This is a genomic window from Labrenzia sp. ATLA3 (genome assembly GCF_057180185.1).
Genome location: NZ_JBXUKV010000004.1, coordinates 531,640 through 552,937, shown reverse-complemented (window position 1 = coordinate 552,937; position 21,298 = coordinate 531,640). Strand labels below are relative to the sequence as shown.

Sequence of the window (21,298 nt, the reverse complement as noted above, 5' to 3'; positions counted from 1 at the left end):
TGCGGCGTTTTCTCCTTTTCTCGCCTGTTCATTGTCAGAGTTCCCGACGCGTCACACATGGCGCGGTTCGCCGTATGTTGCCTTTCAAAGCCCAAAGCGGCTTCGGAGGGGCGGGTGGTACGCGCTGATTGGGTAGGGATCCCGCGCCTTTTCACAGGCATTGGCCGGTGGTGCGGAAACTGTAAAGAGATCAGCTCCGGCAGCCGGTACTTCGGCCGTCAGCATGCTGTTCCAAGAGGCATTTATGCAGACAAATACTTTGAAAGATCGGCTGACGTTTTTCCGTTACACTGATGAAGACCGGGTTTTGGCGCAGTCCCTGTGGCCGACAATCAAGGAAGCCTTGCCGAAGATCCTCGACGGGTTTTATGCGCATGTGAAAACAGTTCCGCATCTTGCGACGCTTGTTGGTGACAGGCAGGCCGGCCTGGTGAAAGCGCAGATGAGCCACTGGGAAGGGCTGTTCGCAACAGGCCCCGATGAGGCCTACCAGGAACGCGCGGTGAAGATCGGTCTTACCCACGAACGGATCGGTCTCGATCCCAGCTGGTACATCGGCGGTTATTCTTACGCCCTGACACAGCTGACGGAGATGATCCTGTCGAAGCGCTTCATGTCGGCAGGCAAGCGCTCGCAGGCGGTGCAGGTGATGACGAAGCTGGTCATGCTCGATATGGATGTGGCGATTTCCACCTATCACGATAAAATGGTGACCGATGCAGTCGGTCGTGAAGCCGAATTGAAGGCTGCCATCCAGGAATTTCAGGATGTGCTCGGTGGTACGGTTGGCACGCTCGGCACGGCCTCCGAACAGCTTGAGGCATCTTCAGGCAGTCTGCGCCGCGAAACCGTCGACATTGGCGAACGAATGATCAGGATGGATAATACCTCGGCGGAGACAGCGAGCGGTGTGCAGTCCAGCGCGACGGCGACAGAGGAAATGTCCGCGTCGATTGTCGAGATCGGACGTCAGGCGGAGCAGTCGCGCGAAATGGCTGTCAAGGCCGTGGCGGGGGCACGCAACACCAACGAATCCGTTACCAAGCTTGCCGGCTTTGCGGACCAGGTCGGCTCGGTAATTGGTTTGATCTCGGAAATCGCGGCACAGACCAACCTTCTGGCATTGAACGCCACCATCGAAGCGGCACGGGCCGGTGAAATGGGGCGGGGATTTGCGGTCGTCGCAGCCGAGGTCAAGGAGCTTGCCAGCCAGACCACAAAGGCAACAGACGAAATCACCGAACAGGTTGCCAGCATCCAGCAGGCGACCAAGCAGTCGGTTCAGGATATCGACGGCATCACGTCGATCATCGGCGCGCTGTCCGAAATCGCGACCGGGATTGCGTCGGCAGTGGAACAGCAGGCGGCGGCAACGGCCGAAATATCCTCCAATGTGCAGATCGCGGCGCAGGGCACTCAGGCTTTCACGCAAGAGATCACTGCCGTGCGCGGGTCGGTGGAAAATGTCGACGGAGCTGTCGTCACCATTCAGGACATGTCGGCGGCGCTGAAGGACCAGGCCGGTCAGCTCGGTCAGCAGGCGGAACAGTTCTTCGCGAAGATCAACATCGGGCACTGAGACCATTCCGGCAAACTGTCGCAATTAACCCGCCCGAGATTTTGTCCCGGCCTTGTGCCGGGACGCCCCAGGTGCAGACAATCCTGTTGTCTCGCACCTTTCTCTCACCCTCATCCGTCTATAGATCCAGGCCTTGCGGCATCGTACCGGGGCTTGTTGGGGGAAGAAGACACAAAAAAGGCGCCGCAGTGGGCGCCTTTTTCAAACGTCTTGTGGGATTTGGCCTTAGTTGAAGAGTGCCTGGCGCTCTGCTTCGGAGAGCTGTTTCAGCGGGTCTTCGCTATCTTCTCCGGCGACTTCCTCGGTCAGTTCCCACTCTGCATCGGCTTCAGCTTCAGCTTCGTCGTGGGATTCGTCGGCCGTTTCACTGACTTCGCTGTCGAACAGGGCTTCGATGGCAGCTTCGTCCAGAGTGCTTTCCGGATCTTCAGTGGTGAGTTCAGTGTCGTCGTCTTCTTCCTCTGCAGCGGGAGCAGAGGCAAACATGTCGTCGATGGCTGCAGCGTCCATCGGCTCATCGCCGCCAGCCATGATGGCATCGACATCCGTCTCGGACGCCATGATGGCATCTACGTCGGTCGCGGACGCCATGATCGCGTCAACATCGGCCGCGCTGGCGTGGGATGCGGCTTTGGGCGCTTCCTCGTCAGTCCCGGTTTCCTTCAGCGCAGCGTCGAATACGTCGTTGCTGACGGACATCAGTTCATCGACGTTTGTCTGGGAAACGCCGCCGGCAAGCTGGGGACCGTTCAGGAGATGTGCATCCGGACGTTCGTCGACGGGACCGGCCGTCGCGTCGGCGTCCATTTCTTCGATGCCCCAGATGTTGATCATCAGGTTGATGCGGCTTTCAAGGTAACGCAGCACCTGCACAACCTTGTTCGTCCGCTGGCCGGTCAGATCCTGGAAGGAGCAGGCCATAAAGATTTCGGTTGCCTTGGCATCGATGTCGTCGCAAACCGCGTCTTCGGCGCCATTCTCGCGCAGAATCCAGGCCTTTTCCTGGATCTGCTCGGCGGCTTCCAGGATGGATTGGGTTGCCCCTTCGGTCTGGGTGACGATGGCATCGAGTTCGTGAGAGGCGTCGACAAAGCGATTGCTTTCCTCGCCTTCTGCCTTGATGTTGGCGATCTCCGACTTGGTGCGCTCGATGGCCTCGTGCATGTCCGCGATGTCGAGACGGATCGTGTCGAGGTCCGGCACCTTGCGTTGCCGGGTCATCATTTTCTCTAGCCGACCAATCGCAGTCAGGATCTCGGTTGTTTCCGGTGTCTTGTTGCGATTGAGAAACTCTTTCAAGAACCTGCGCCCGCGATCGGACTCCATCAGGGTCTGTTCGAGAGTCTGGTATTCGGCTTCGCCGATCGGCTCCGGTTGTTCCTGTGCTGCTGCCGCTTTCATATGGACGCGCTTCTCAACTTGCCTAAGTGTCGTTTATTGCCGTAACACGGACAACTTCGCTCTAAGGTAAGGCGTAAATCGTTAACATCCTTTTAGGGCAGTCCCACGCCCGGTATCCCATGTCGCTCGACCGTTCCAGTATCAGCAGCCGTGTCTCGGCCCTGTTCGCCAGCCACTTCTTTGGCGTTGGCTTGTTTCTGCCGTTTTTTCCGGTCGTCCTCGGGTTTCGCGGGCTGACGGCCGCTGAAATCGGATTTGTTCTGGGGATAGGCACCATTGCCCGTATCGCAGCAAGCCCGCTTCTGTCGAATCTCTCCGACCGCACCGGTCAGCGCCGTCTTTCGATTCTGATCTATGCGCTGGCGGCAGCAGCCTTCATCGGGCTTTACTTTCTTCCCCTGGGCCTTGTGTTTCTGTCCATTGCGGTGATCGGCTACATGGTCATGAATGCACCTGTGGTGCCGCTCAGCGATGCCTATGCGCTGGATGTCCAGCGCAATACCGGGGCTGATTATGCCCGCATGCGGCTTTGGGGCTCGGCCGGTTTTGTGGTTGCCAGCATTGTCGGAGGCTCCCTGGCCGCGGAAGCCACATCGTGGCTCATCGTGGTTGCCGTGGGCCTGGCCTCTCTCTCAACAGGTGCTGTTGCCATGTCGCTGCCTCGTCAAAAGCGGGGTAAAGCGCCTGGCGGGTCAGGGAAGGAGAGCGGGACTGGCGCTGAGGACGACGACAACGACACGCCGTTCAAAAGCGTCTGGTTCTGGCCGTTGCTTGTGGTGCTCGGCCTTTACCAGGCGAGCCACTCGGCCTTTTACGGCTTCGGAACGCTCTATTGGCAGGCCATGGACGTTCCTGATTTTGCCATTGGTCTCTTGTGGGCAACGGGCGTTGCGGCTGAAATCGCCTTGTTCACGGTTGCCGGAAAGGTGGCGCAACGGTTCGATCCGCCGGTCTTTCTGCTGGCAGCAGGTACGGCGGCTACCGTCCGGTGGCTTCTGTTTCCCTTCGCCGATACGGTGCCTGCCATGGCTGCCCTCCAGACCTTGCACGGACTTTCTTTCGGCGCGGCGCATCTGGGGGCCGTTGCGATTCTTGCGCGCGTCGTGCCCAGCCGGTGGGCGGGAACGGGGCAGGGGCTGCTGGCAACGTCTGTTGGCATTCAGATGGCAATCGGTCTCAGCATTTCCGGTGCCCTTTACGAGATCAATCCGAACTGGCCCTTTTTCCTGATGGCTGTGATTGCGGCCATCGGCACACTGTTGACGCTGGCATTGACGCCGATGCTGCGAAGGCGCATGGCGGCGGAGTGAGATCGCTCCACTTGACCTTCAAGGCGGCATCCGTTGGCTTTTGCCTGACGATCATCTCTGAAATGCAGATGTCTCTGCCCTTCCGAAATCCAGGATGCGCAGGCCAACAAAAAACGCCGGTCCCAGATCAGGGAAACCGGCGTTTTTCTTTTCCATACAGGCTTTTGCCTTACCCCCACAGCTCCGGCAGGGGCGGGAAAAGGGTGCTGCCTTCAAACTTCAGACCCGGCGAGCGGTCTTCGGCCAGCAGGAGTGGCCCGTCGAGGTCGACGAAATCCGCCTTCTGCGCGATCAGCACCGCCGGTGCCATGGCCAGAGACGTGCCAACCATGCAGCCGACCATGATTTTCAGATCCTGAGCGCGTGCATCTTCGACAAGTTTCAGCGCGGCGGTCAGGCCGCCCGCCTTGTCGAGCTTGATGTTGACCGCATCATACTTCGCCCGCAATCCGTCGATGCTCTTGCCCGGATGGAGGCTTTCGTCGGCGCAGATCACCACACTCCGTTCGAGCCCTGCGAGAAGATCGTCGTTCTTGGAAGGGAGCGGCTGTTCGATCAGGGCAACGCCTGCCGCCTGGCAGGCAGCCATGTTGGTTTCAAAACAGCTTTCGTCCCAGGCTTCGTTTGCGTCGACGATCAGGGTGCTGTCGGGGGCGGCAAGGCGTACGGCAGCAATCCGTTCGTCGTCACCGGGGCCGGCAAGCTTGACCTTCAAGAGTGGACGATGCGCTGCTGCGTGGGTCTTTTCAGCCATCTTTTCCGGCGTGTCGACGCTGATGGTGAAGGCCGTCGTGACCGGTTTCAGCGTGCCGAAACCGGCAATGTCTGTTGCCGACTTTCCAGAACGCTTGGCCTCCAGGTCCCAAAGGGCGCAGTCGACGGCATTGCGGGCTGCTCCTGCAGGCATAGCCTCCAGAAGCTCTTCCCGGCTGAGGCCGTTTTTCAGAAGGGGGGCGATTTCCTCGATCTGTGTCTGCACGGTTTCAAGCGATTCGCCGTAACGCGGATAGGGCACGCATTCGCCATGGCCGGTCGCGGAGCCATCGTTCAGGGTAACGACGACTACCTGGGCATGGGTGCGGGTTTCGCGGGAGATCTTGAAACCTCCCGCGATTTCGAAGCGCTGTGCCTCGATGTTGACCTCAAGGCTCATGGCGCACCGAACTCTGCCGAAACCTTGTCGACGATGGCTTCCATGCCGTAGCGGACTGGATCGGTTGCAGGCAGGCCGTGCTTTTCGCCGATCTTGGCCAGATACGCGAGGGCCTCGTCTTCACCAAGCGCAGTGGTGTTGACGGCAATGCCGACGCAGCGGATGTCCGGATTGGTCAGTTTTCCGCAGGCGATCGTCATGTCGATAACCTGCTGGATCGTCGGCAGTGGCGTTTCGACACCGCGCATCTTGGTGCGGGTCGGTTCGTGGCAGACGATGAAACCGTCCGGCTGGGAGCCATGCAGAAGGCCAAGCGTGACCCCGGCGAAGGACGGGTGAAACAGCGAGCCCTGGCCTTCGATGATCTGCCAGTGATCGGGATCGGTCTCGGGCGAGATCCATTCGGCGGCGCCGGAAATGAAGTCGGCAATCACCGCGTCGAGTGCGACGCCGCGGCCGGAAATGAACACACCGGTCTGGCCGGTCGCGCAGAAGGTGCTGGAAAAGCCGCGGTCGTTCATGGCCTTGTCCATGGCAAGGGCAGTGTATTTCTTGCCGACTGAACAATCGGTGCCGACGGCCAGAATGCGTTTGCCGGCGCGTTTGGTGCCCTTGCCGGTGGCAAAGGCCATGTCATTGTGGCGCACGTCGTGAAGCAGGCGGCCGTTGCGTTCTGCGGCTTCCTTGATCGCAGGCACGCTGGCAAGGCGTACATGCAGGCCGGACGCCACGTCCATACCGGCATCGAGCGCCTCGACAACAGATTCGACCCAATGCTCAGGCAAGCGGCCGCCGGCGTTCACGGCGCCGATGATGAAAGTCTTGGCGCCAGCGTCCGCCCCTTCTGCAATCGACATGTCGGTAAGGCCGGTGTCGGCGGCGCAGCCGGGCAGGCGGACCTGGCCCAGGCACCAGTTCTTGCGCCAGTCAACGATGCCAATGGCGGTCTTGGCGGCAAGGGCGTCGGGAACATCACCGAGAAACAACAGGTAAGGACGTGCGATTTCCATGGATAGAGCTTTCAAGTGGCTACTGGAGGGAGGTACCAACTTCATGGTGAATGACGGTTGGTATTGAACTTCTCCATCAGGTATACGGGGGATGGTGAACCAGCGGCAAGAGGGCAGCCAGCCGGAATGGCATTCTTGGAAAAAAACATTGCGCCGGAATCGGCTCTGAAGGCAGACGGGTCGGATAAACAGTACCTTGCCCTTTCAGGTGACTGGACCATCAGCACCATTGCCGACGCCGAGAATCAGCTGAACAGGCTGTCTCTCGACAAGAAACGGCTCACCTGCATCGATGTTTCCAAGATCGAACATCTGGACACCAGCGGTGCATGGCTGATCCATCGCACGCGTGGACATCTGGAATTCGAGGGACGCAGGGTTGGCCTGACCGGTGTCTCCGATGTTCGAAAGACCCTGTTCCAGGAGATAGAGAACCACCATCCGCCAAGCTGGAAGCCGGATCCGGGCGGGTTGTCCGTTGTCGGCTTTCTGGAAGCCACCGGCCGGCAGATGGTCGGGGTTTATAACGACGCCTTGGCGATGCTGCACATTCTCGGGTCGCTCGGCCTGGTTCTGTCGACGGTTCTTCTTGTGCCTAAACGCCTGCGCAGCATATCGATTGCGGTTCAGTTCGACCGGAGTTGCATCGGCGCGGTGCCTATCGTTGCGCTGATGAGTTTTCTCATCGGAGCTATCATCTCGCAGCAGGGCGGCTTCTATCTGAAGCAGTTCGGGGCCGACATTTTCGTCGTCGACCTTGCCGGTATCCTGGTTCTGCGGGAAATCGGGGTGATTCTGACCGCTATCATGGTGGCAGGCCGTTCGGGGTCCGCCTTTACAGCGGAACTGGGGTCCATGCGGATGCAGGAGGAGGTCGACGCGCTGCATGTGATTGGCCTCAGCGTGACTGAAGTCCTGGTGCTGCCCCGCATTCTGGCGCTGATGATTGCGCTGCCCATCCTGACCTTCGTTGCCGACGTTTCGGCCCTTTTCGGCTCGGGAATCGTGACCTGGGCGTATCTCGATATTCCGCCTGCGGCCTTTCTGACGCAGTTGCAGGCGGCCATCACCATCAATACGCTGATCGTCGGACTGGTAAAGGCGCCCTTCATGGCGCTGATCGTCGGCCTGATTGCCTGTGTGGAGGGGCTGAAGGTCGAAGGTTCGTCCGAATCTCTTGGCCGTCACACAACCATGTCGGTGGTGAAGGCTATTTTCCTTGTCATCGTGGTGGATGGTTTCTTCGCCATTTTCTTTGCCGCGATTGGAGTTTGACCAGCCGATGACGCAAAGCCAGAGCGAGACGCCTGAAAAAGAGACCGCCGCGACGGGAGAAGAATCGGACAACGTCCTGTCGGTGCGCGACATCACCGTCGGGTTCGGTTCCAAGATCGTCCTGAAGGATCTCGACCTGGATGTGCGCCGGGGCGAAGTGCTCGGATTCGTGGGTGGTTCGGGTACCGGCAAATCGGTGTTGATGCGCACAATCCTGGGCCTGACGCCGCGGCGAAGCGGCAAGATATCTGTTTTCGGGCACGACCTGTCGACTGCAAGCCGGCAGGAGCGCACGGCCATCGAGCGCCGCTGGGGCGTGCTTTTTCAGCAAGGCGCGCTGTTTTCGTCACTGTCGGTCAAACAGAACATTCAGGTGCCCATGCGGGAACACCTGAAGCTTTCGCCGCAGCTGATGGATGAACTCGCAACCTTGAAGCTCGAACTTGTCGGACTGCCGCAAGATGCCGGCGACAAGCTTCCCTCTGAGCTTTCCGGGGGCATGGTCAAACGGGCGAGCCTTGCCCGTGCCCTTGCACTCGATCCGGATTTGGTGTTTCTGGACGAGCCGACGTCCGGGCTCGATCCGATCGGAGCGGCGGCCTTTGATTCGCTTATCGCAAATCTCAGTTCGACCCTCGGATTGACCGTTTATATGGTCACCCATGATCTTGATAGTTTGCATTCTATCTGTGATCGGGTTGCTGTTCTTGGGAAAAAGCGTGTTCTGGCCATCGGAACGATGGACGACATGATGAAAAATGATGATCCCTGGATTAAATCTTACTTCAGGGGTGAACGTGCCCTACGCCGAGCATAGGTTGGACTGAATGGAAACCCGCGCGAACTATATCCTGATCGGTGCCTTCATGGTGGCAGTCCTGATCGGTGCGTTCGGTTTTGTGTATTGGCTCGCCGTTACTTCGGAATCCAGGCAGAACGTTGAACTGAAGGTCGTCTATCCTGGACCGGTGACAGGTCTTCCCGTGGGCGGGCAGGTGCTGTTCAACGGCATCAAGGTCGGCGATGTGAAGTCGCTGGACTTTGCTCCGGGCGATCCGACCAAGGTTGTGGCCACCGTCGGGATCAGACCCTCCACGCCTTTGCATGAAGACACCAAGGCAACGCTTAATTTCACCGGCCTGACAGGTGTCGCCTATGTCGATCTCAGCGGGGGGTCCTCAGAATCGCCTCTCTTGCTCAATGCGGATGGCGATCAGGACGAAGACAATATTCCGGTCATCTATGCCGAACGGTCTTTCTTCGACGATATCGTCGATGGTGCGCGCGATGTGTTGAAGCGTGCAGATACCACCATGAAGACGGTCGATGACCTGCTGAAGGACAATGGACCGGCGATCACCGAGATCGTCAACAACGCCGAGACATTTTCCGCCGCGCTGGCTGCCAACTCCGATGGTGTGAAGGATTTCATGGCCAGCATCGGCAAGGCATCGGACTCATTCTCCAGCCTTTCCGGCCGTCTTGAGACACTGGTGCAGGAAGGCGAGCGCCTTCTGGCCGCCGTCCCGTCCGACAAGGTGACCGTCATTGTCGATGATCTGTCGAAATTTTCCGCAAGCCTTGGCAAGGCCAGCGGCGACATTGATCTTCTGATGGCCGACGCGCAGCGTGCGGCGAAGGAATTGGAAACCTTCACGGTGAACCTGAACGAAGGGCTGGATCGCGTTCACAAGATCGTCGGCGCCGTGAATCCTGAAGACGTTCAGAAGGTGGTGCAAGGGGCCGCGGCCCTTGGCGAGGTACTGCAGAACCGGACTGGCGATATCGACAAGCTGATCTCTTCCACCAGCGAAACCATGCAGAACGTCAATTCGGTGGTCAAGACGATCAGTGCCCAGGAAGGTGCGATCAAGGATATCGTGCAGGGCGGGCGTGAAATCGTGGTCAAGGTGGATGCCATCATGACGCGCGGCGTGGAAATCGCTTCTGCCATTGATCCGCTCAAGGTTGAGCAGGTGGTTGCCTCTGTCAGCACCTTCACCGACAGCCTCAACGTATCGCTGAGCAAGGTCGATAACCTGGTGGCGAGTGTCGATCCGGAAAAGGTCAGCAAGGCCGTCGACAACGTTTCCAGCATCATCGACAACTTCAACACGCAGCAGAGCCAGATCAACGAGATCATCGCTTCCACCAAGTCCACCGTTCAGAACTTCGAGGCCGTATCGGCAACAGTTCGCGGCCAGGATGACCGGATCGCGGCGCTGATCACTGATGTTCAGGCAGCGGCGGAACGCTTCGCAACGACGCTTCAAACCGCGAACGACCTGATGAAGGCCGTGGATCCGGAAAAGGTCGCGAATATCGTCGGTTCAGTCGAGACGGCGACCTCAGGTCTTGCGAATCCGGATGACGGCATTCCGGCCATTCTGGAAAGTGCTCGAAAGGCAGCAGACAACGTTCAGCAGATGACGGAAAATCTGTCCAGGCGGACACCTGATGTCGACCAGATCATCACCGATGCCAAGCAGATGACCGCAACGCTGAATTCCACGTCTGTTCGTGTCGAAAGCCTGGTGGAGAAGGTTTCCACCATGGTTGATGGCGATGGCGAGGGCCTGATCAAGGAAGCGACACTGGCCGCGCAGGCGATCCGCAAGGTTGCGGTTGCCTTCGAAAGCCGGGCGGATGCGATTGCGGGTGGGCTGTCCAAGTTTGCCACTCAGGGCTCCGCAGATTTTAGCGCGGCACTTGGGCAGGTCAACCGGACACTGATTTCGATCCAGCGGGCAGCGGAAAGCTTTGAGCGCAATCCGAACCGGATCATCTTCGGAGGTGAGGATGTGCCGACCTATAACGGTGGGCGGCGCCGATGAGACTGAAAGTGCAGGGGCAGGGGCGTATGACGAAGGCAACCACTGACATGAGCCGCCGGGGCGTCTTGACCGCTCTCGGGCTCGGCGTGCTGGTGTCGGGATGCGCCAGTTCCGGGCCATCGGCCTATTACAGCATCGGTGCAGCCGATGTCGGAGGCCTGCAGGGCCGCTCCAGCCGCGTCCAGGTTCTGGTGTCCGCACCCCGGGCCTTGAAGGCGCTGGATACCAGTTACATTGCCGTGGTCGACAAGGGTCCGGTCTACAGCTACTTCCCGGGTTCTGCCTGGGCGGACTCGCTGCCCAATGTGGTGCAGTTGAAACTGGTGGAAACCCTGCAGAACACCAACCGTCTGCGCGGTGTCGGTCTGCCGGGCGACGGGCTCTTGATCGACTATCAGCTCCAGACCGAAATCCGGGCTTTCGAACTTCAGGTGGCCGGCGCCAATCGTGGTGTTGTGGAAATTTCGGCGCGTATCGTCAACGACCGCAACGGACGCACAGTCGCCAACAAGGTCTTCCGTGCGGAAACCTCTGCCGGCAGTACATCTGTCGACAAGGCGGTTGAGGCCATGAACGCTTCAGCGGACCGCGTGTTCACGGAAATGGCCGCCTGGACGCTTCAGAACGTCTGAGACCAACCGTTCCCATCTTAAGATATGTTGAGAGCCATCGGGGGTGGGGCACCGATCCATCGTGTGCTGTCCGTCGGCCTGCAGACAGCAACGCAGAGGCGTTTGTGGCTTGCGGACCGGCTTGCCGGGCAGCTTGGCTGCCGCCCGGCGGATCTCTCTGGCGCTGAACGTCAAGGTTATGCGCCGAATGGCTGGCCTCAGATGAGGGCCAGCGACAGCAGCGGAACGGCGATCAGCAGCGCCAGGCGGAGGATATCGGCCAGCCAGAACGGCAGGATGCCGGCGAACATGGTTCTGAGCGGGACGTCTGTCAGTACCGAGCGCAGCACGAAGACGTTGAGGCCGATCGGGGGCGAAATCAGGCTGATTTCGGTGACCACCACCACGATGATGCCGAACCAGATCAGCACCATTTCCGGATCTGCCAGCAGACCGCCGCCAAAGTCGAGCGAGCTGACCAGTGGAAAGAAGACCGGTACCGTCAGTAGGATCATCGACAGGCTTTCCAGCACCGCCCCCAGCACCACGTAGATCAGCACCAGAACCAGGATGACCACATAGGCGTTGACGTCGAGCGACTGGACGAACGTCAGGAGTGCGTCCGGCACGCCGGCATAGCTGATGAAGTTGGAAAAGACCTCCGCGCCAATGATGATCGCGAAGATCATGGCGGTGGTGCGCGCGCAGTTGACGGCGGCGGTGTAAAGCCTCTCGAAGGTCAGGCCACCCGACACAAGCGCAATCACGAAGGAGGTCGCCGCGCCAATGCCTGCGGCTTCTGTCGGGGTGAAAAAGCCGCCGTAAATTCCGATCATGATGACGGCAAACAGGCCGACAACTGCCACAACGCCCCAGACGTCCCGTCTTTCGAGCTTCATCTCCTCGGATGAAGTAGGCGCCAACTCGGGCTTCAGCCAAACGGTGATATAGATGGCGGCGAGGTAAAACAAAACGCCGAGCAGGCCCGGAATGATGCCAGCGATAAAGAGCTTGCCGATATCGGCCTCGGTGAGCAGTCCATAGATGATCAGGATAACGGACGGGGGGATCAGGATGCCGAGCGTGCCGCCGGCGGCAATGGATCCGGTCGCCAGGCTGTCGGCATAGCCGGCCTTGCGCATGGACGGCATGGCCACCTTCGACATGGTGGCAGCCGTTGCCAGTGACGAGCCACAGACGGCGGAAAAGCCACCACAGGCGACAATTGCCGCCATCGCAAGGCCGCCGCGCATGCGGTGAAGCATGTGGTGGGCGGTCGAGAACAGCGACTGACTGACGCCGGAGATGGTCAGGAGATTGCCCATCAGGATGAACAGCGGGATCACCGACAGGGTGAACGACAAGCCTGTGTCGAAAGCCGCATTGCCGAGCAGGTTGAGCGCGGCGTTCCAGTTGCGAAGGGCGGCAAACCCTGCCGTGCCCACGATGATCATGGCAATCGCAATGGGAACGCGCAGCAGCACAAGTGCAAACAGCGCAATGAAACCGATCAGAGCTTCAAGCATAATCAATACTCACTGGTTTCAGGCCTTTTCACGGAACCGTTTGACCGCAAAGAAGATGGCGGCAAGGGCAGATATCGCGAAGGACGCAGCGCCCAGCCAGCCGATCAGCGAGAGCGGGATCTGCAGGGAATCCGTCACTTGTCCGCGGCGGTCCATCTTTTCGGCATGCTCGAACAGCTTGAATGCGATTAGTGCCAGAACGCCGACGGTACAAACGGCAGCAACCAGAGTGCCGAACCGCTTGAGAAAGGCACTCTTGAGCCCGTCCAGCAGTTCCACCTCGATGTGTTCGCCGGCGGCCGTGGTCAGCGGTAGCGCGAGGAAGATCAGAGTAGCCAGCAGCAGTTCTGTCAGTTCATAGGCGCCGTTGACGGGGCTATTGAAGGCATAGCGTGCGACGACGTCGACGCAGGTGAGCCCGATCAGACCGGCCAAAACGAGTAAACAGGCCAGGCCAAGCAGGAAGCCGGCACCTCGCCGGTTCGTATAGATCCGGCGAGGTGCCCGGCCATTGGGTTCGGCAGACATGATTAGGGCTTGATGCCGGTTTTGTCGCGGAACTCAGCCAGCGCGGCGGTGCCGTCGAAGCCGGTTTCGGCAACGGCTGCAGCCCATGTGGCCTCGTGTTTGGCTGCAAGTTCCTTGACAGCGTCCAGAACCGGAGCGGGCGCGTCGTAAATCTCAATGTCCTTGTCGGCAATGAAGGCGGCTGCGCGGGCGTCCGAGCCATCCCAGACGATGCCCGCCTTTTCGGCAAGGGCTTCACCGGAAATCGTCTCGATGGCCGCCTGGTCTTCTTCCGACAGGCCGTCCCAGACGTCTTCATTCATGACCATGAACCAGGAGGTGTTGTAGAAACCGCCCGGCAGGCGCATGGAGTATTTGATGTAGTCGGTCAGGTTGAACGCCTGCAGAGCTTCCATCGGGAAGGTGACACCGTCGATGACGCCGCGCGAGAGTTTTTCGTAAACCTCGCCGGGGCCCATGAACTGGGTGGTGATGTTGAGGTCCTGAGACAGGTCCGCGATGTAGCCGCCTGGTGTGCGGATTTTGAGGCCGGCGAAATCTTCTGGCGTCTCGATCTTGCGCTGGTTGTTGTGGAACATGCCCGGGCCATGCACCCATAGGCCAAGCAGCTTGGTGCCCTTGTGCTCGCTTTGTGCATCCAGGGTGCCACCGTAGACGTCCCAGTAGGCCTTGGAGCCTTCAACTGCAGTGTCGGCAATGAACGAAAACTGGCCAATGCGTGAGCGCAGGAAACGGTCGTCTCGGGTAAAGGAGTGCAGCCCGTAGGTGATGTCGACAATGCCTTCCGCGGCGAGGTCGAAATGCTCCGGCGGCGAACCGACCGGCTTTGGCAGAATGCGCACGGTCACACGGCCATCGGTAACCTTGGCGACTTCCTCTGCCCAAGGCTCCATCACCTCGGTGACAAGCGGGTGCTTCGGCGGCAACCAGGATGACATAACCAGCTCGTCTGCAGACGCACTGACGATGAAACCTGTCAATGCGGAGGCGGCGACGCCTGCCCATATGGAAAGACACTTAAACTGTTTCATGATTTTCTCCTCCCCTTCATTTCATGAAGGCCGTTCTTGCCGGTATGCTCTCGCACTTGAAACGCGACACCAAACATAGTTACATATGAAACAAAATAGTTGCATATGAAACCAAGTCAATCGCAAAATCGTTCTGACGACCTAACCGAGTGTGTTGAGTGCCGATGCCAAAGCTGACCGACCTGGATACCGATACCCAAGAAGCTGTTGGAATTACGAGCGAAACGCCGGACGCTTCCCTGCCGAACTTCGAGCTGGAAACATTCTTTCCCTACCTGGTACGCGTGTTCTATTCCGACGTGACGCGCGCGCTTTCAGCGGTTTACCAGCGGGACTACGGCATGATGCCGGCCGAATGGCGGACCATGGCGATCCTGGGTTCTGCCTCCAGCGGGCTGCAGGCGAGCGAAATCGTTGCCCGCTCCAGCATGGACAAGGTGGTGGTCAGCCGTGCGGTGAAACGTATGGAAGACCGTGGGTTTTTGACGCGCGAAAGCAACGAGGCCGACGGGCGCAGCTTCCTGTTGCAGCTTTCCGACGAGGGCCGGGCCGCTTTCGAGGATCTGGCCCCCAAACTGAAAGCCGTCGAACAGAAAATGCTCAGCGGTCTCTCCGCCGAGGAAATCGATGGGTTTCTCGCGATTACCCGGCGCATTCGGGAAAACCTGGCGGACGAGTTGCAAGGCGTGATCGATTGAGGGGATGGCCTGGTCTTGCACGATAATGCAGAACCGTGAGGGAACGCGCCTAGCGTATCGTGAGAACCCGGGTCCTACTCGTTTGCAGAGGGATCGGAAGAGACCTCAATAGTGGCTGATAGCGTGCAGCCAAATTGATGCCGAGAGGCAATCGGATGCGGGGAGGGCCATTGAAGAGTGCTGGCGAAATCCAGCCTTCCTGCGAGACAATAAAAAAGGCGGCCAGTGGCCGCCTTTTTCGTGTCTGCTTGTTTCCGGCGCTTAGTCGAGGCGGCCACTGGCGTGGGCCAGCATGGTGTAGACCTTGCCGGTATCCGACGTCAGATAGGTCTGGCCAAGCATGTTGTCGCGGTCGTTGCGCGACACCTGGGCCAGAAGCTGCTCGAAGTCGGCCACATACCGTTCAACGGCGGTGCGGAACTCGGGATCGCGCGAGTACTTCTGACGGATCTCGTCGAAGGTCTGCTGACCCTGCAGGGTGTAGAGACGGCGGGTGAACACGTGACGCTCGCCATCGCGGTAGCGGTTCCACAGATCGACAAAGGTTTCGTGATCGATGGCGCGGGCAATGTCGACCGACAGCGAGTTGAGGCTTTCAACCGTCTGCAGCGGCGTCCGGCTCATGTCCGTGTCTGCATTGGCGTCCTCGTCACGCGAAGCGCGGCGCAACAGGTCGGCGACCCAGCCCTTGCCACCGGAACTGGTGGTTTCGGCCGGAGCAGGCTGCTGACGGCGCGTGTTGACTGGTGCCGGACGCGGTTCGCTGGCAGGGGCGCTCTGCTGACGTGCAGGTGCGGTCGGGGCAGGAGCATAATTCACCTGCGGTGCCGGCTGCTGCGGGGCAGGGGCCGGGGCAGGAGCAGCGCTTGCCGTTGCTGCCTGAGCTTGCGGCCGCGAGATGTCCAGAGCGTTGGACTGCTTGGCGACAATCTCGGAGAGTTCCGTCAGAGCGCGGATCTGCTCGTTGACCACCTTGCGCAGGGCTGCGGAAGATTCTTCTGCTTCTTCCGGCAGGTTCAGCACGCCCTGTTTCAGTTCGCCGCGGGTCGCTTCCAGTTCGCGGTGTACTTCGCGGGCAACATCACGCATCCGGGCGGCCGCATCGTTGAAGCGATCCGACGCTTCGGTGACGGTGCGGGTCATCTCGGTCATGATGTCGTCCTGTGCCGAGCGGATCGCATCGCGGGCCTTCTGGCCCTCCATACCGGCCGTGAGGCGCATGGATTCGAATTGCTCGGACACCTGCTTGGACGCAGCTTCTGCCGCCGCGGACAGCATATTGGCTGCATCACGGGCCTTGTCGTCCGCCGTTTCCAGCGTCTCCGACAGGGTTTTGGTGAAGGAACGCATGAGCGTGTCGACGGCTTCGGTCTTGGCCAGAAGCGTGTCTGCGACTTCCTCAATCGCGGTCCGGCGCTCGGAGACACGGCTCTCGACGGAGCGGTTGGTGTCTTCCAGATGACGGGCAGCCTTGGTCAGTTCCTCGGACTGGTCGCCGAAGCGGCCGGTGAGGTTCTTGATGTCGACCAGGGTCGTATCCGTCACATCGCGCAGGTTCGCGACCTGTTCGGTGATGAGGGCCGTGGTGGAATTGGTTTCCGAAACCGCCCGGTCGACGGCGGAGCGGAACTCGCCGGCACGACGGGCCAGGTTGCCCTCCACCTCTGTGAGGTTGTCGCCTGCAGTCGCGACGATACCCTGGAGGTTGGAGTTGGACGTCTCGATCTTGTTGAGAATATCGGTAACGTCCTCTTCCAGGCGCCGCTTGGTATCGGTTAGCAGGGTCGTTGCCTGTTCGCTGCGCTCGTTGATGCTGGCGACGATACGGTCGCCGGCTTCCACCAGCGAGCGGGTGGCGTCGAGGCCGGTGTGGGCGAATGTGTCGGTGACATCGCGGCCTTTGACCGTGATGGCATCCAGGATCGCCGCGTGAACCTCGGACAGGCGCCCGGTAAGGTCGTTGGCACGCAGTTCGATGGCGTTGATGAGTTCGTTGCCATCGGTGCCGACGATCTTGGCCAGTTCGCCGGAACGAGCACCAAAGGCCTCGTTGAGGGCGGTTGCCTTGTCGAGCAGCTCGTTGGCGACCTCGTTGCCGCGGCCTACCAGAAGGTCGGCAGCCTCGGTCACGGCGCTGTTGACGCGGGCACGAACCATACCGGCTTCGCTGGACATCTGACCGCGGATTTCCTCCAGCGTTTTTGCCAATGTCATGCGGGCCTGCTCGCTTTCCGCGGACAGGTTGCCGGAGATCTCGGCAATCAGGCCGGACAGATCGTTGCGGACCTTTTCGCTCTCGCCGGTCAGCGAACCGGAGAATTCTGCCAGCGTGCCGGCATAGAGCGTCCGGGCCTTCTCGCTTTCAGCGGTCATAGCGCGGGCGGCATCGCCAACTGCGCTGAGCACCAGTTCGCGGATCTTGCCGCTTTCACCCGACATTGCGCCGGTGGCCTGGTTCATTGCAGAGGTGACGACGTCGGCTGCCTTCTGGCTTTCGCCAGCCAGAACGCCGCGGGCTTCGCCAACGGAGCCCAGAACGATCTGGCGCATGCGGTCGCCTTCGCCGGAGAGTTTTTCCGTCGCCTGGCTGAGAGCGCTGTCGACGATCTCCACGGTGCGGTTGCGTTCGTCGGAGAGGGTCTGGACGGCGGCGGTGACCGCTTCCTGAACCACGTCGCGCAGGCGTGTGCTTTCGGTTGAGAGCGTTGCCCCGGCTTCGGAAATCACGGCCGTGAGAATGTCACGGGCGCGTTCGCTTTCGCCGGTGAGCGTGCCGGAAATGCTTTCCAGGCGCTCGTTGAGCACTGTTTCGAGCTGGCTGGCGCGGCTGTCGAGAGTTTCTGCGACCTCGAACACCTTGGCGCCCAGGGAAACGTTGATCTCGGCGATGCGCTCGGACAGGGATTCCGTCAGTTGCTCGCTCTGCTTGCCCAGGACGCTTCCGGCTTCCGCCAGACGGTTGTCGAGGGCAGACGTCATTTCGTCCTGACCTTCGACAAAGGCCTTGGCGATTTCCTTGGTGCGGGAAATCAGGGTTTCGGAGATCTGGCGGGCACGGGCATCGAGCGTCTCGTCGATCCGCTCGGTACCGCTGGTCATGGAAGCGGAGATCAACTCGGCCTTGCCGGCCATGGCAGACGTCGCTGTATCGACGCGTTGCGACAGGGTCTCCCCGATTTCCTCTGCACGTTCGGCAAGGGTGTTGCCGGCCGCCTCGATACGCTGACCGAGCTGCAGCGTGATGGCGTCGGAACGGTCCGCAAGCACATCGGTGATGTTGCGGGTCTTTTCTTCCAGCGCATCACTGATGCCGGTGGTGCGGTTCTCGATGGCATCGGACAGGATCTGCGTACGCGTCTCAAGGGTGGCCTCGAAGGCCGCAGTGCGCTGATCGAGTGTCAGGTCCAGAGTGTTGATGTGGCTGCCGAGCGCGGAGTCCATCGTGGAGATACGCTCGCCGAGCGAAGTATCCATCGACGAGAGGCGATGCTCGAGCGAGTTGTCCAGCGTACTGATGCGGTCACTCAGCGTGGCGTCCATCATGGCGTAGCGCTGTTCCAGCGAGGTATCCATCGTGGAGATACGCTCGCCAAGGCTTGCATCCATGGTGGTGAAACGATGCTCCAGAGAGCTGTCCATCGTGGCGATGCGATCGGTCAAGGTTGTATCTATGGAGGTGTAACGCTGCTCGAGCGTTGCATCCATGGCAGCGATACGCTCGCTCAGGGACGCGTCGATTGCCGTGTAACGCTGGTCAAGCGATGCGTCCATGGCCGCGATGCGGTCGCCCAGGGTCGTATCGATTGCCGTGTAACGCTGGTCGAGCGATGCATTTATGGACGCGATGCGGTCGCCCAGGGTCGTATCGATTGCCGTGTAGCGCTGGTCAAGCGATGCGTCCATGGCCGCGATGCGTTCACCCAGGGTCGTATCGATTGCGGTGTAACGCTGGTCGAGCGATGCGTTCATGGAGGCGATGCGATCGCCCATGGTCGTATCGATTGCGGTGTAACGCTGGTCAAGCGATTCATCCATGGCCGCGATGCGCTCGCTCAGGGTCGTATCGATTGCCGAGTAGCGCTGTTCGAGCGATGCATCCATGGCTTCGATGCGGTTGCCCAGGGAGGCGTCCATGGAGTCGATGCGGGTGGCGAAGGTTGTGTCCAGCGTGGACAGGCGTGAGTCCAGTGCTTCGGACAAGAGCAGTGTCTTGGTGTCGAAAGCGTCGATCAACTGGCCGCCACGGTCGGTGACGATGGTTTCCAGTTCGGAAAGACGACTGGACAGACCGTCCTGCAGCGCCTGGCCGCGGACTTCCAGGGTTTCGGTAATCTTGCCGCTGATCTGGTTGATGTCCCCGGCCACACGGTCGCCGCGGCTGCCGATGAGTTCGGCAAGCTGGGTTCCGGTTTCGGCCAGTTTCTGGGTAAGTGCACCGGTCTGGTCGCCGAGGCTCGCGGAAAACTCGCCGGAGACACTTTCCAGGACTTCCCGGAAGCCGGTGGTCTGCTGTTCCAGGACGGAAGCCATCTCGTCGCTGCGGGCGGCCAGACGTTTGTCCAGTTCGCTGCCGTTGATGGAGATGGCGGTGTAGATGCGCTCGGAGATACTGTCGAGTTTCTCGGCCAGCTCACCACCGCGTACGGAGATGGTCTGGGTGAGGGAGCCTGCGGTCTCGTCGAGCTTGGAGGCAATTTCACCACCGCGCAGAGACAGGTCGACCACAATGCTTTCGCCAGTGCCGCGCAGGATTTCCGCAACTTCCGTGGACCGGCTGGAGAGGGTGTCGACGATTTCCGCACCCCGAATGGAGATCGTGTCGCTGACCGCCTGGCCTTTTTCGGAAATGCTCTCGACAACGCGGTTGCCGGTTTCTGCAAGCGACTCGTCCAGCGTCGTGACGCGGTTGTCGACGGTGGACACCAGTTCCTCGGTGCGCGAGGTGATGGTGTCGATGAGACGGCCGGAGGTGAGCGACAGGTTGGCGTTGATCTCTTCGCCGCGCGCCGTGATGATCTCGCCGACATTGGTGCCGGTGGTTTCCAGGGTAACCCGGAACTCGTCGGCCTTTTCGCTCAAGGTGTTGATCACCGAGTTGCCGGACGAAGCCAGGGTCTCGTTGATTGTCGCACTGCGTTCGGACAGGGTTTCCACGAAGGTGTTCGCCGTATTGGCAAAACGCTCGTTGACGTCGTTCCCACGGGCGGTGAGCGTTTCCCACATGGTGGCGCCGGTTTCTCCCAGGCTGTCGACCAGGTCGTTGCCGGTGGAGGAGAGGCGGGCAACGTAGTCTTCCGCGCGGACAGTCAGGCTGTCGACCAGTTCGTTGCCGGAAGCGTTCAGCGTTGCGCCAAGGGACTCGATGCGGCTGTCGACTGTGGTTGTCAGTTCCTCGACGCGGCTGTTGACCGCATCGATCATGCGCTGGGTCGCGTGGTCCACGGTGCTGCCGAGTTCGCCGGATGTGTTGGAGAGCTGTGAGGCGAAGCTCTCGTGGGCACCGGCGATGGTCTCGCGCACGCGTTCGGCATTCATGACGATGGACTCGCGCTGGCTGATCAGTTCATCGATCAGCGCGCGGATCTTCAATTCGTTGTCGTTATAGGAGCGTTCCAGCGAGGACACTTCGTTATGGACGAGAACTTCCAGCTCGCTCGCGCGCGCAATCGCGCGTTCGATACCGTCTCCCATGGCGGAGACTTCGCGGCGGATGGCCTGGCCAACGCTGAGGATGCTTTCCTTGGCCATGTCTTCCGGCTCGGCCAGACGCAGGGCGACTTCGGTCATGCCGCGGGCGACGATGCGCATTTCCTGCGCGCGCCAGATCATCATGGCCATGACGAAGAAGAAAATGATGGGAACGACGATGCCGACGACAGCCAGGATCATTTCCGGCGAGCCGATCAGGGTCTGGGGATCGGTCAGCGATCCGACCTTGTCGGAAAACGCGGTCATGAACAGGCTGCTGCCGAGCGCGGCCCAAAGGGCGCTGAGGGCGAGGGCCCCCCAGAACGGCGCGGACGACGGACGGCGCTGCAAGGAATAGATCAGATTGCCGATGTTCCGGCGGTCATCGTTGGCAGCGGGCGGGCGTCCGCCGCGGCCACGGCGCCTAGACTGGCGCTGTTCTTCGCGCTGGGCCTGGCCGCGCGTTTCCCCCTTGGACCGGCGTGCCGGTTCCGCCTGGGCAGGGCTGGCCTCTGCCGCCGAGGTTGTTTCTGTGGTATCCGGGCCGCCGAAATCGAGTTTCAGGGCTTCTTCAACTGCTGAGAGAGCCGCTTCTGCCGGATCTTTCGCCTTTGTCGGATTTGCCATTTAGGGTCGCCTCACATCCGTACTCAT

General features: G+C 60.3%; 14 protein-coding genes. 7 read left to right on the top strand and 7 right to left on the bottom strand.

Translation table 11 applies throughout. The features are described 5' to 3' along the window. Positions 1–244 precede the first annotated feature (244 nt). Positions 245–1,579 (top strand): protoglobin domain-containing protein, encoded by a 1,335-nt coding sequence (locus AC2A6O_RS14050; protein WP_498927914.1) that lies wholly within the window; start codon positions 245–247, stop codon positions 1,577–1,579. A gap of 225 nt (positions 1,580–1,804) precedes the next feature. On the opposite strand, the gene AC2A6O_RS14045 is transcribed toward AC2A6O_RS14050, so the two are convergent. After that, positions 1,805–2,980, bottom strand: coding sequence for a protein phosphatase CheZ (locus AC2A6O_RS14045; protein ID WP_498927912.1), 1,176 nt, complete (start codon positions 2,978–2,980; stop codon positions 1,805–1,807). A 119-nt stretch (positions 2,981–3,099) separates the two neighbouring features. On the opposite strand from AC2A6O_RS14045, the gene AC2A6O_RS14040 reads away from it, so the two are divergent. Then, positions 3,100–4,290: an MFS transporter gene (locus tag AC2A6O_RS14040; protein ID WP_498927910.1), complete on the top strand. Its 1,191-nt coding sequence runs from the start codon at positions 3,100–3,102 to the stop codon at positions 4,288–4,290. Positions 4,291–4,459: 169 nt separating this feature from the next. Here AC2A6O_RS14040 and dgcA read toward each other — a convergent pair whose 3' ends face one another. Beyond that, complete coding sequence (dgcA, locus tag AC2A6O_RS14035; RefSeq protein ID WP_498927908.1) at positions 4,460–5,443, bottom strand: N-acetyl-D-Glu racemase DgcA; 984 nt, start codon at positions 5,441–5,443, stop codon at positions 4,460–4,462. Further along, positions 5,440–6,453, bottom strand: coding sequence for an N-acetyltransferase DgcN (dgcN, locus tag AC2A6O_RS14030; protein ID WP_498927906.1), 1,014 nt, complete (start codon positions 6,451–6,453; stop codon positions 5,440–5,442). Before dgcN ends, dgcA begins: the two co-directional genes overlap by 4 nt. A gap of 126 nt (positions 6,454–6,579) precedes the next feature. Here dgcN and AC2A6O_RS14025 point away from each other — a divergent pair, with 126 nt between their 5' ends. Genes AC2A6O_RS14025 through AC2A6O_RS14010 form a run of 4 tightly spaced genes read left to right on the top strand, consistent with a single transcriptional unit; the run spans position 6,580 to position 11,194 of the window. Beyond that, complete coding sequence (locus AC2A6O_RS14025; protein WP_498927904.1) at positions 6,580–7,728, top strand: ABC transporter permease; 1,149 nt, start codon at positions 6,580–6,582, stop codon at positions 7,726–7,728. 7 nt (positions 7,729–7,735) lie between these two features. Continuing rightward, the gene (locus AC2A6O_RS14020) at positions 7,736–8,545 is read left to right on the top strand and encodes an ABC transporter ATP-binding protein (RefSeq protein ID WP_148586181.1); all 810 of its coding nucleotides are present in this window, start codon (positions 7,736–7,738) and stop codon (positions 8,543–8,545) included. 10 nt (positions 8,546–8,555) lie between these two features. Beyond that, entirely contained in the window at positions 8,556–10,562 is a 2,007-nt protein-coding gene (locus tag AC2A6O_RS14015; protein ID WP_498927902.1) for an MlaD family protein, read from the top strand. Continuing rightward, the gene (locus AC2A6O_RS14010; protein WP_209001263.1) at positions 10,559–11,194 is read left to right on the top strand and encodes an ABC-type transport auxiliary lipoprotein family protein; all 636 of its coding nucleotides are present in this window, start codon (positions 10,559–10,561) and stop codon (positions 11,192–11,194) included. Before AC2A6O_RS14015 ends, AC2A6O_RS14010 begins: the two co-directional genes overlap by 4 nt. Before the next feature lie 197 nt (positions 11,195–11,391). Here the strand turns inward: AC2A6O_RS14010 and AC2A6O_RS14005 are convergent, their stop codons facing one another. The 3 genes from AC2A6O_RS14005 to AC2A6O_RS13995 are packed head-to-tail and all read right to left on the bottom strand — an operon-like array spanning position 11,392 to position 14,258. Then, entirely contained in the window at positions 11,392–12,699 is a 1,308-nt protein-coding gene (locus AC2A6O_RS14005; RefSeq protein ID WP_498927899.1) for a TRAP transporter large permease, read from the bottom strand. 18 nt (positions 12,700–12,717) lie between these two features. Continuing rightward, positions 12,718–13,227 carry a TRAP transporter small permease gene (locus tag AC2A6O_RS14000; RefSeq protein WP_498927897.1) on the bottom strand — a complete coding sequence of 170 codons (510 nt, stop codon included), beginning with the start codon at positions 13,225–13,227 and terminating at the stop codon, positions 12,718–12,720. Between the two features lie 2 nt (positions 13,228–13,229). Continuing rightward, a complete protein-coding gene (locus AC2A6O_RS13995; RefSeq protein WP_498927895.1) occupies positions 13,230–14,258 on the bottom strand; it encodes a TRAP transporter substrate-binding protein in 1,029 nt (342 codons plus the stop codon). A 164-nt stretch (positions 14,259–14,422) separates the two neighbouring features. On the opposite strand from AC2A6O_RS13995, the gene AC2A6O_RS13990 reads away from it, so the two are divergent. Then, a complete protein-coding gene (locus AC2A6O_RS13990) occupies positions 14,423–14,956 on the top strand; it encodes a MarR family winged helix-turn-helix transcriptional regulator (protein ID WP_498927893.1) in 534 nt (177 codons plus the stop codon). A 261-nt stretch (positions 14,957–15,217) separates the two neighbouring features. Here AC2A6O_RS13990 and AC2A6O_RS13985 read toward each other — a convergent pair whose 3' ends face one another. Then, entirely contained in the window at positions 15,218–21,271 is a 6,054-nt protein-coding gene (locus AC2A6O_RS13985; protein WP_498927891.1) for an apolipoprotein A-IV repeat region-like domain-containing protein, read from the bottom strand. Positions 21,272–21,298 lie beyond the last annotated feature (27 nt).

What these genes read in the sequence shown, in the direction of transcription:
- AC2A6O_RS14050 (WP_498927914.1), top strand. Translation starts at nt 245, where the DNA reads ATGCAGACAAATACTTTGAAAGATCGGCTGACGTTTTTCCGTTACACT.
- AC2A6O_RS14045 (WP_498927912.1), bottom strand. Translation starts at nt 2,980, where the DNA reads ATGAAAGCGGCAGCAGCACAGGAACAACCGGAGCCGATCGGCGAAGCC.
- AC2A6O_RS14040 (WP_498927910.1), top strand. Translation starts at nt 3,100, where the DNA reads ATGTCGCTCGACCGTTCCAGTATCAGCAGCCGTGTCTCGGCCCTGTTC.
- dgcA (WP_498927908.1), bottom strand. Translation starts at nt 5,443, where the DNA reads ATGAGCCTTGAGGTCAACATCGAGGCACAGCGCTTCGAAATCGCGGGA.
- dgcN (WP_498927906.1), bottom strand. Translation starts at nt 6,453, where the DNA reads ATGGAAATCGCACGTCCTTACCTGTTGTTTCTCGGTGATGTTCCCGAC.
- AC2A6O_RS14025 (WP_498927904.1), top strand. Translation starts at nt 6,580, where the DNA reads ATGGCATTCTTGGAAAAAAACATTGCGCCGGAATCGGCTCTGAAGGCA.
- AC2A6O_RS14020 (WP_148586181.1), top strand. Translation starts at nt 7,736, where the DNA reads ATGACGCAAAGCCAGAGCGAGACGCCTGAAAAAGAGACCGCCGCGACG.
- AC2A6O_RS14015 (WP_498927902.1), top strand. Translation starts at nt 8,556, where the DNA reads ATGGAAACCCGCGCGAACTATATCCTGATCGGTGCCTTCATGGTGGCA.
- AC2A6O_RS14010 (WP_209001263.1), top strand. Translation starts at nt 10,559, where the DNA reads ATGAGACTGAAAGTGCAGGGGCAGGGGCGTATGACGAAGGCAACCACT.
- AC2A6O_RS14005 (WP_498927899.1), bottom strand. Translation starts at nt 12,699, where the DNA reads ATGCTTGAAGCTCTGATCGGTTTCATTGCGCTGTTTGCACTTGTGCTG.
- AC2A6O_RS14000 (WP_498927897.1), bottom strand. Translation starts at nt 13,227, where the DNA reads ATGTCTGCCGAACCCAATGGCCGGGCACCTCGCCGGATCTATACGAAC.
- AC2A6O_RS13995 (WP_498927895.1), bottom strand. Translation starts at nt 14,258, where the DNA reads ATGAAACAGTTTAAGTGTCTTTCCATATGGGCAGGCGTCGCCGCCTCC.
- AC2A6O_RS13990 (WP_498927893.1), top strand. Translation starts at nt 14,423, where the DNA reads ATGCCAAAGCTGACCGACCTGGATACCGATACCCAAGAAGCTGTTGGA.
- AC2A6O_RS13985 (WP_498927891.1), bottom strand. Translation starts at nt 21,271, where the DNA reads ATGGCAAATCCGACAAAGGCGAAAGATCCGGCAGAAGCGGCTCTCTCA.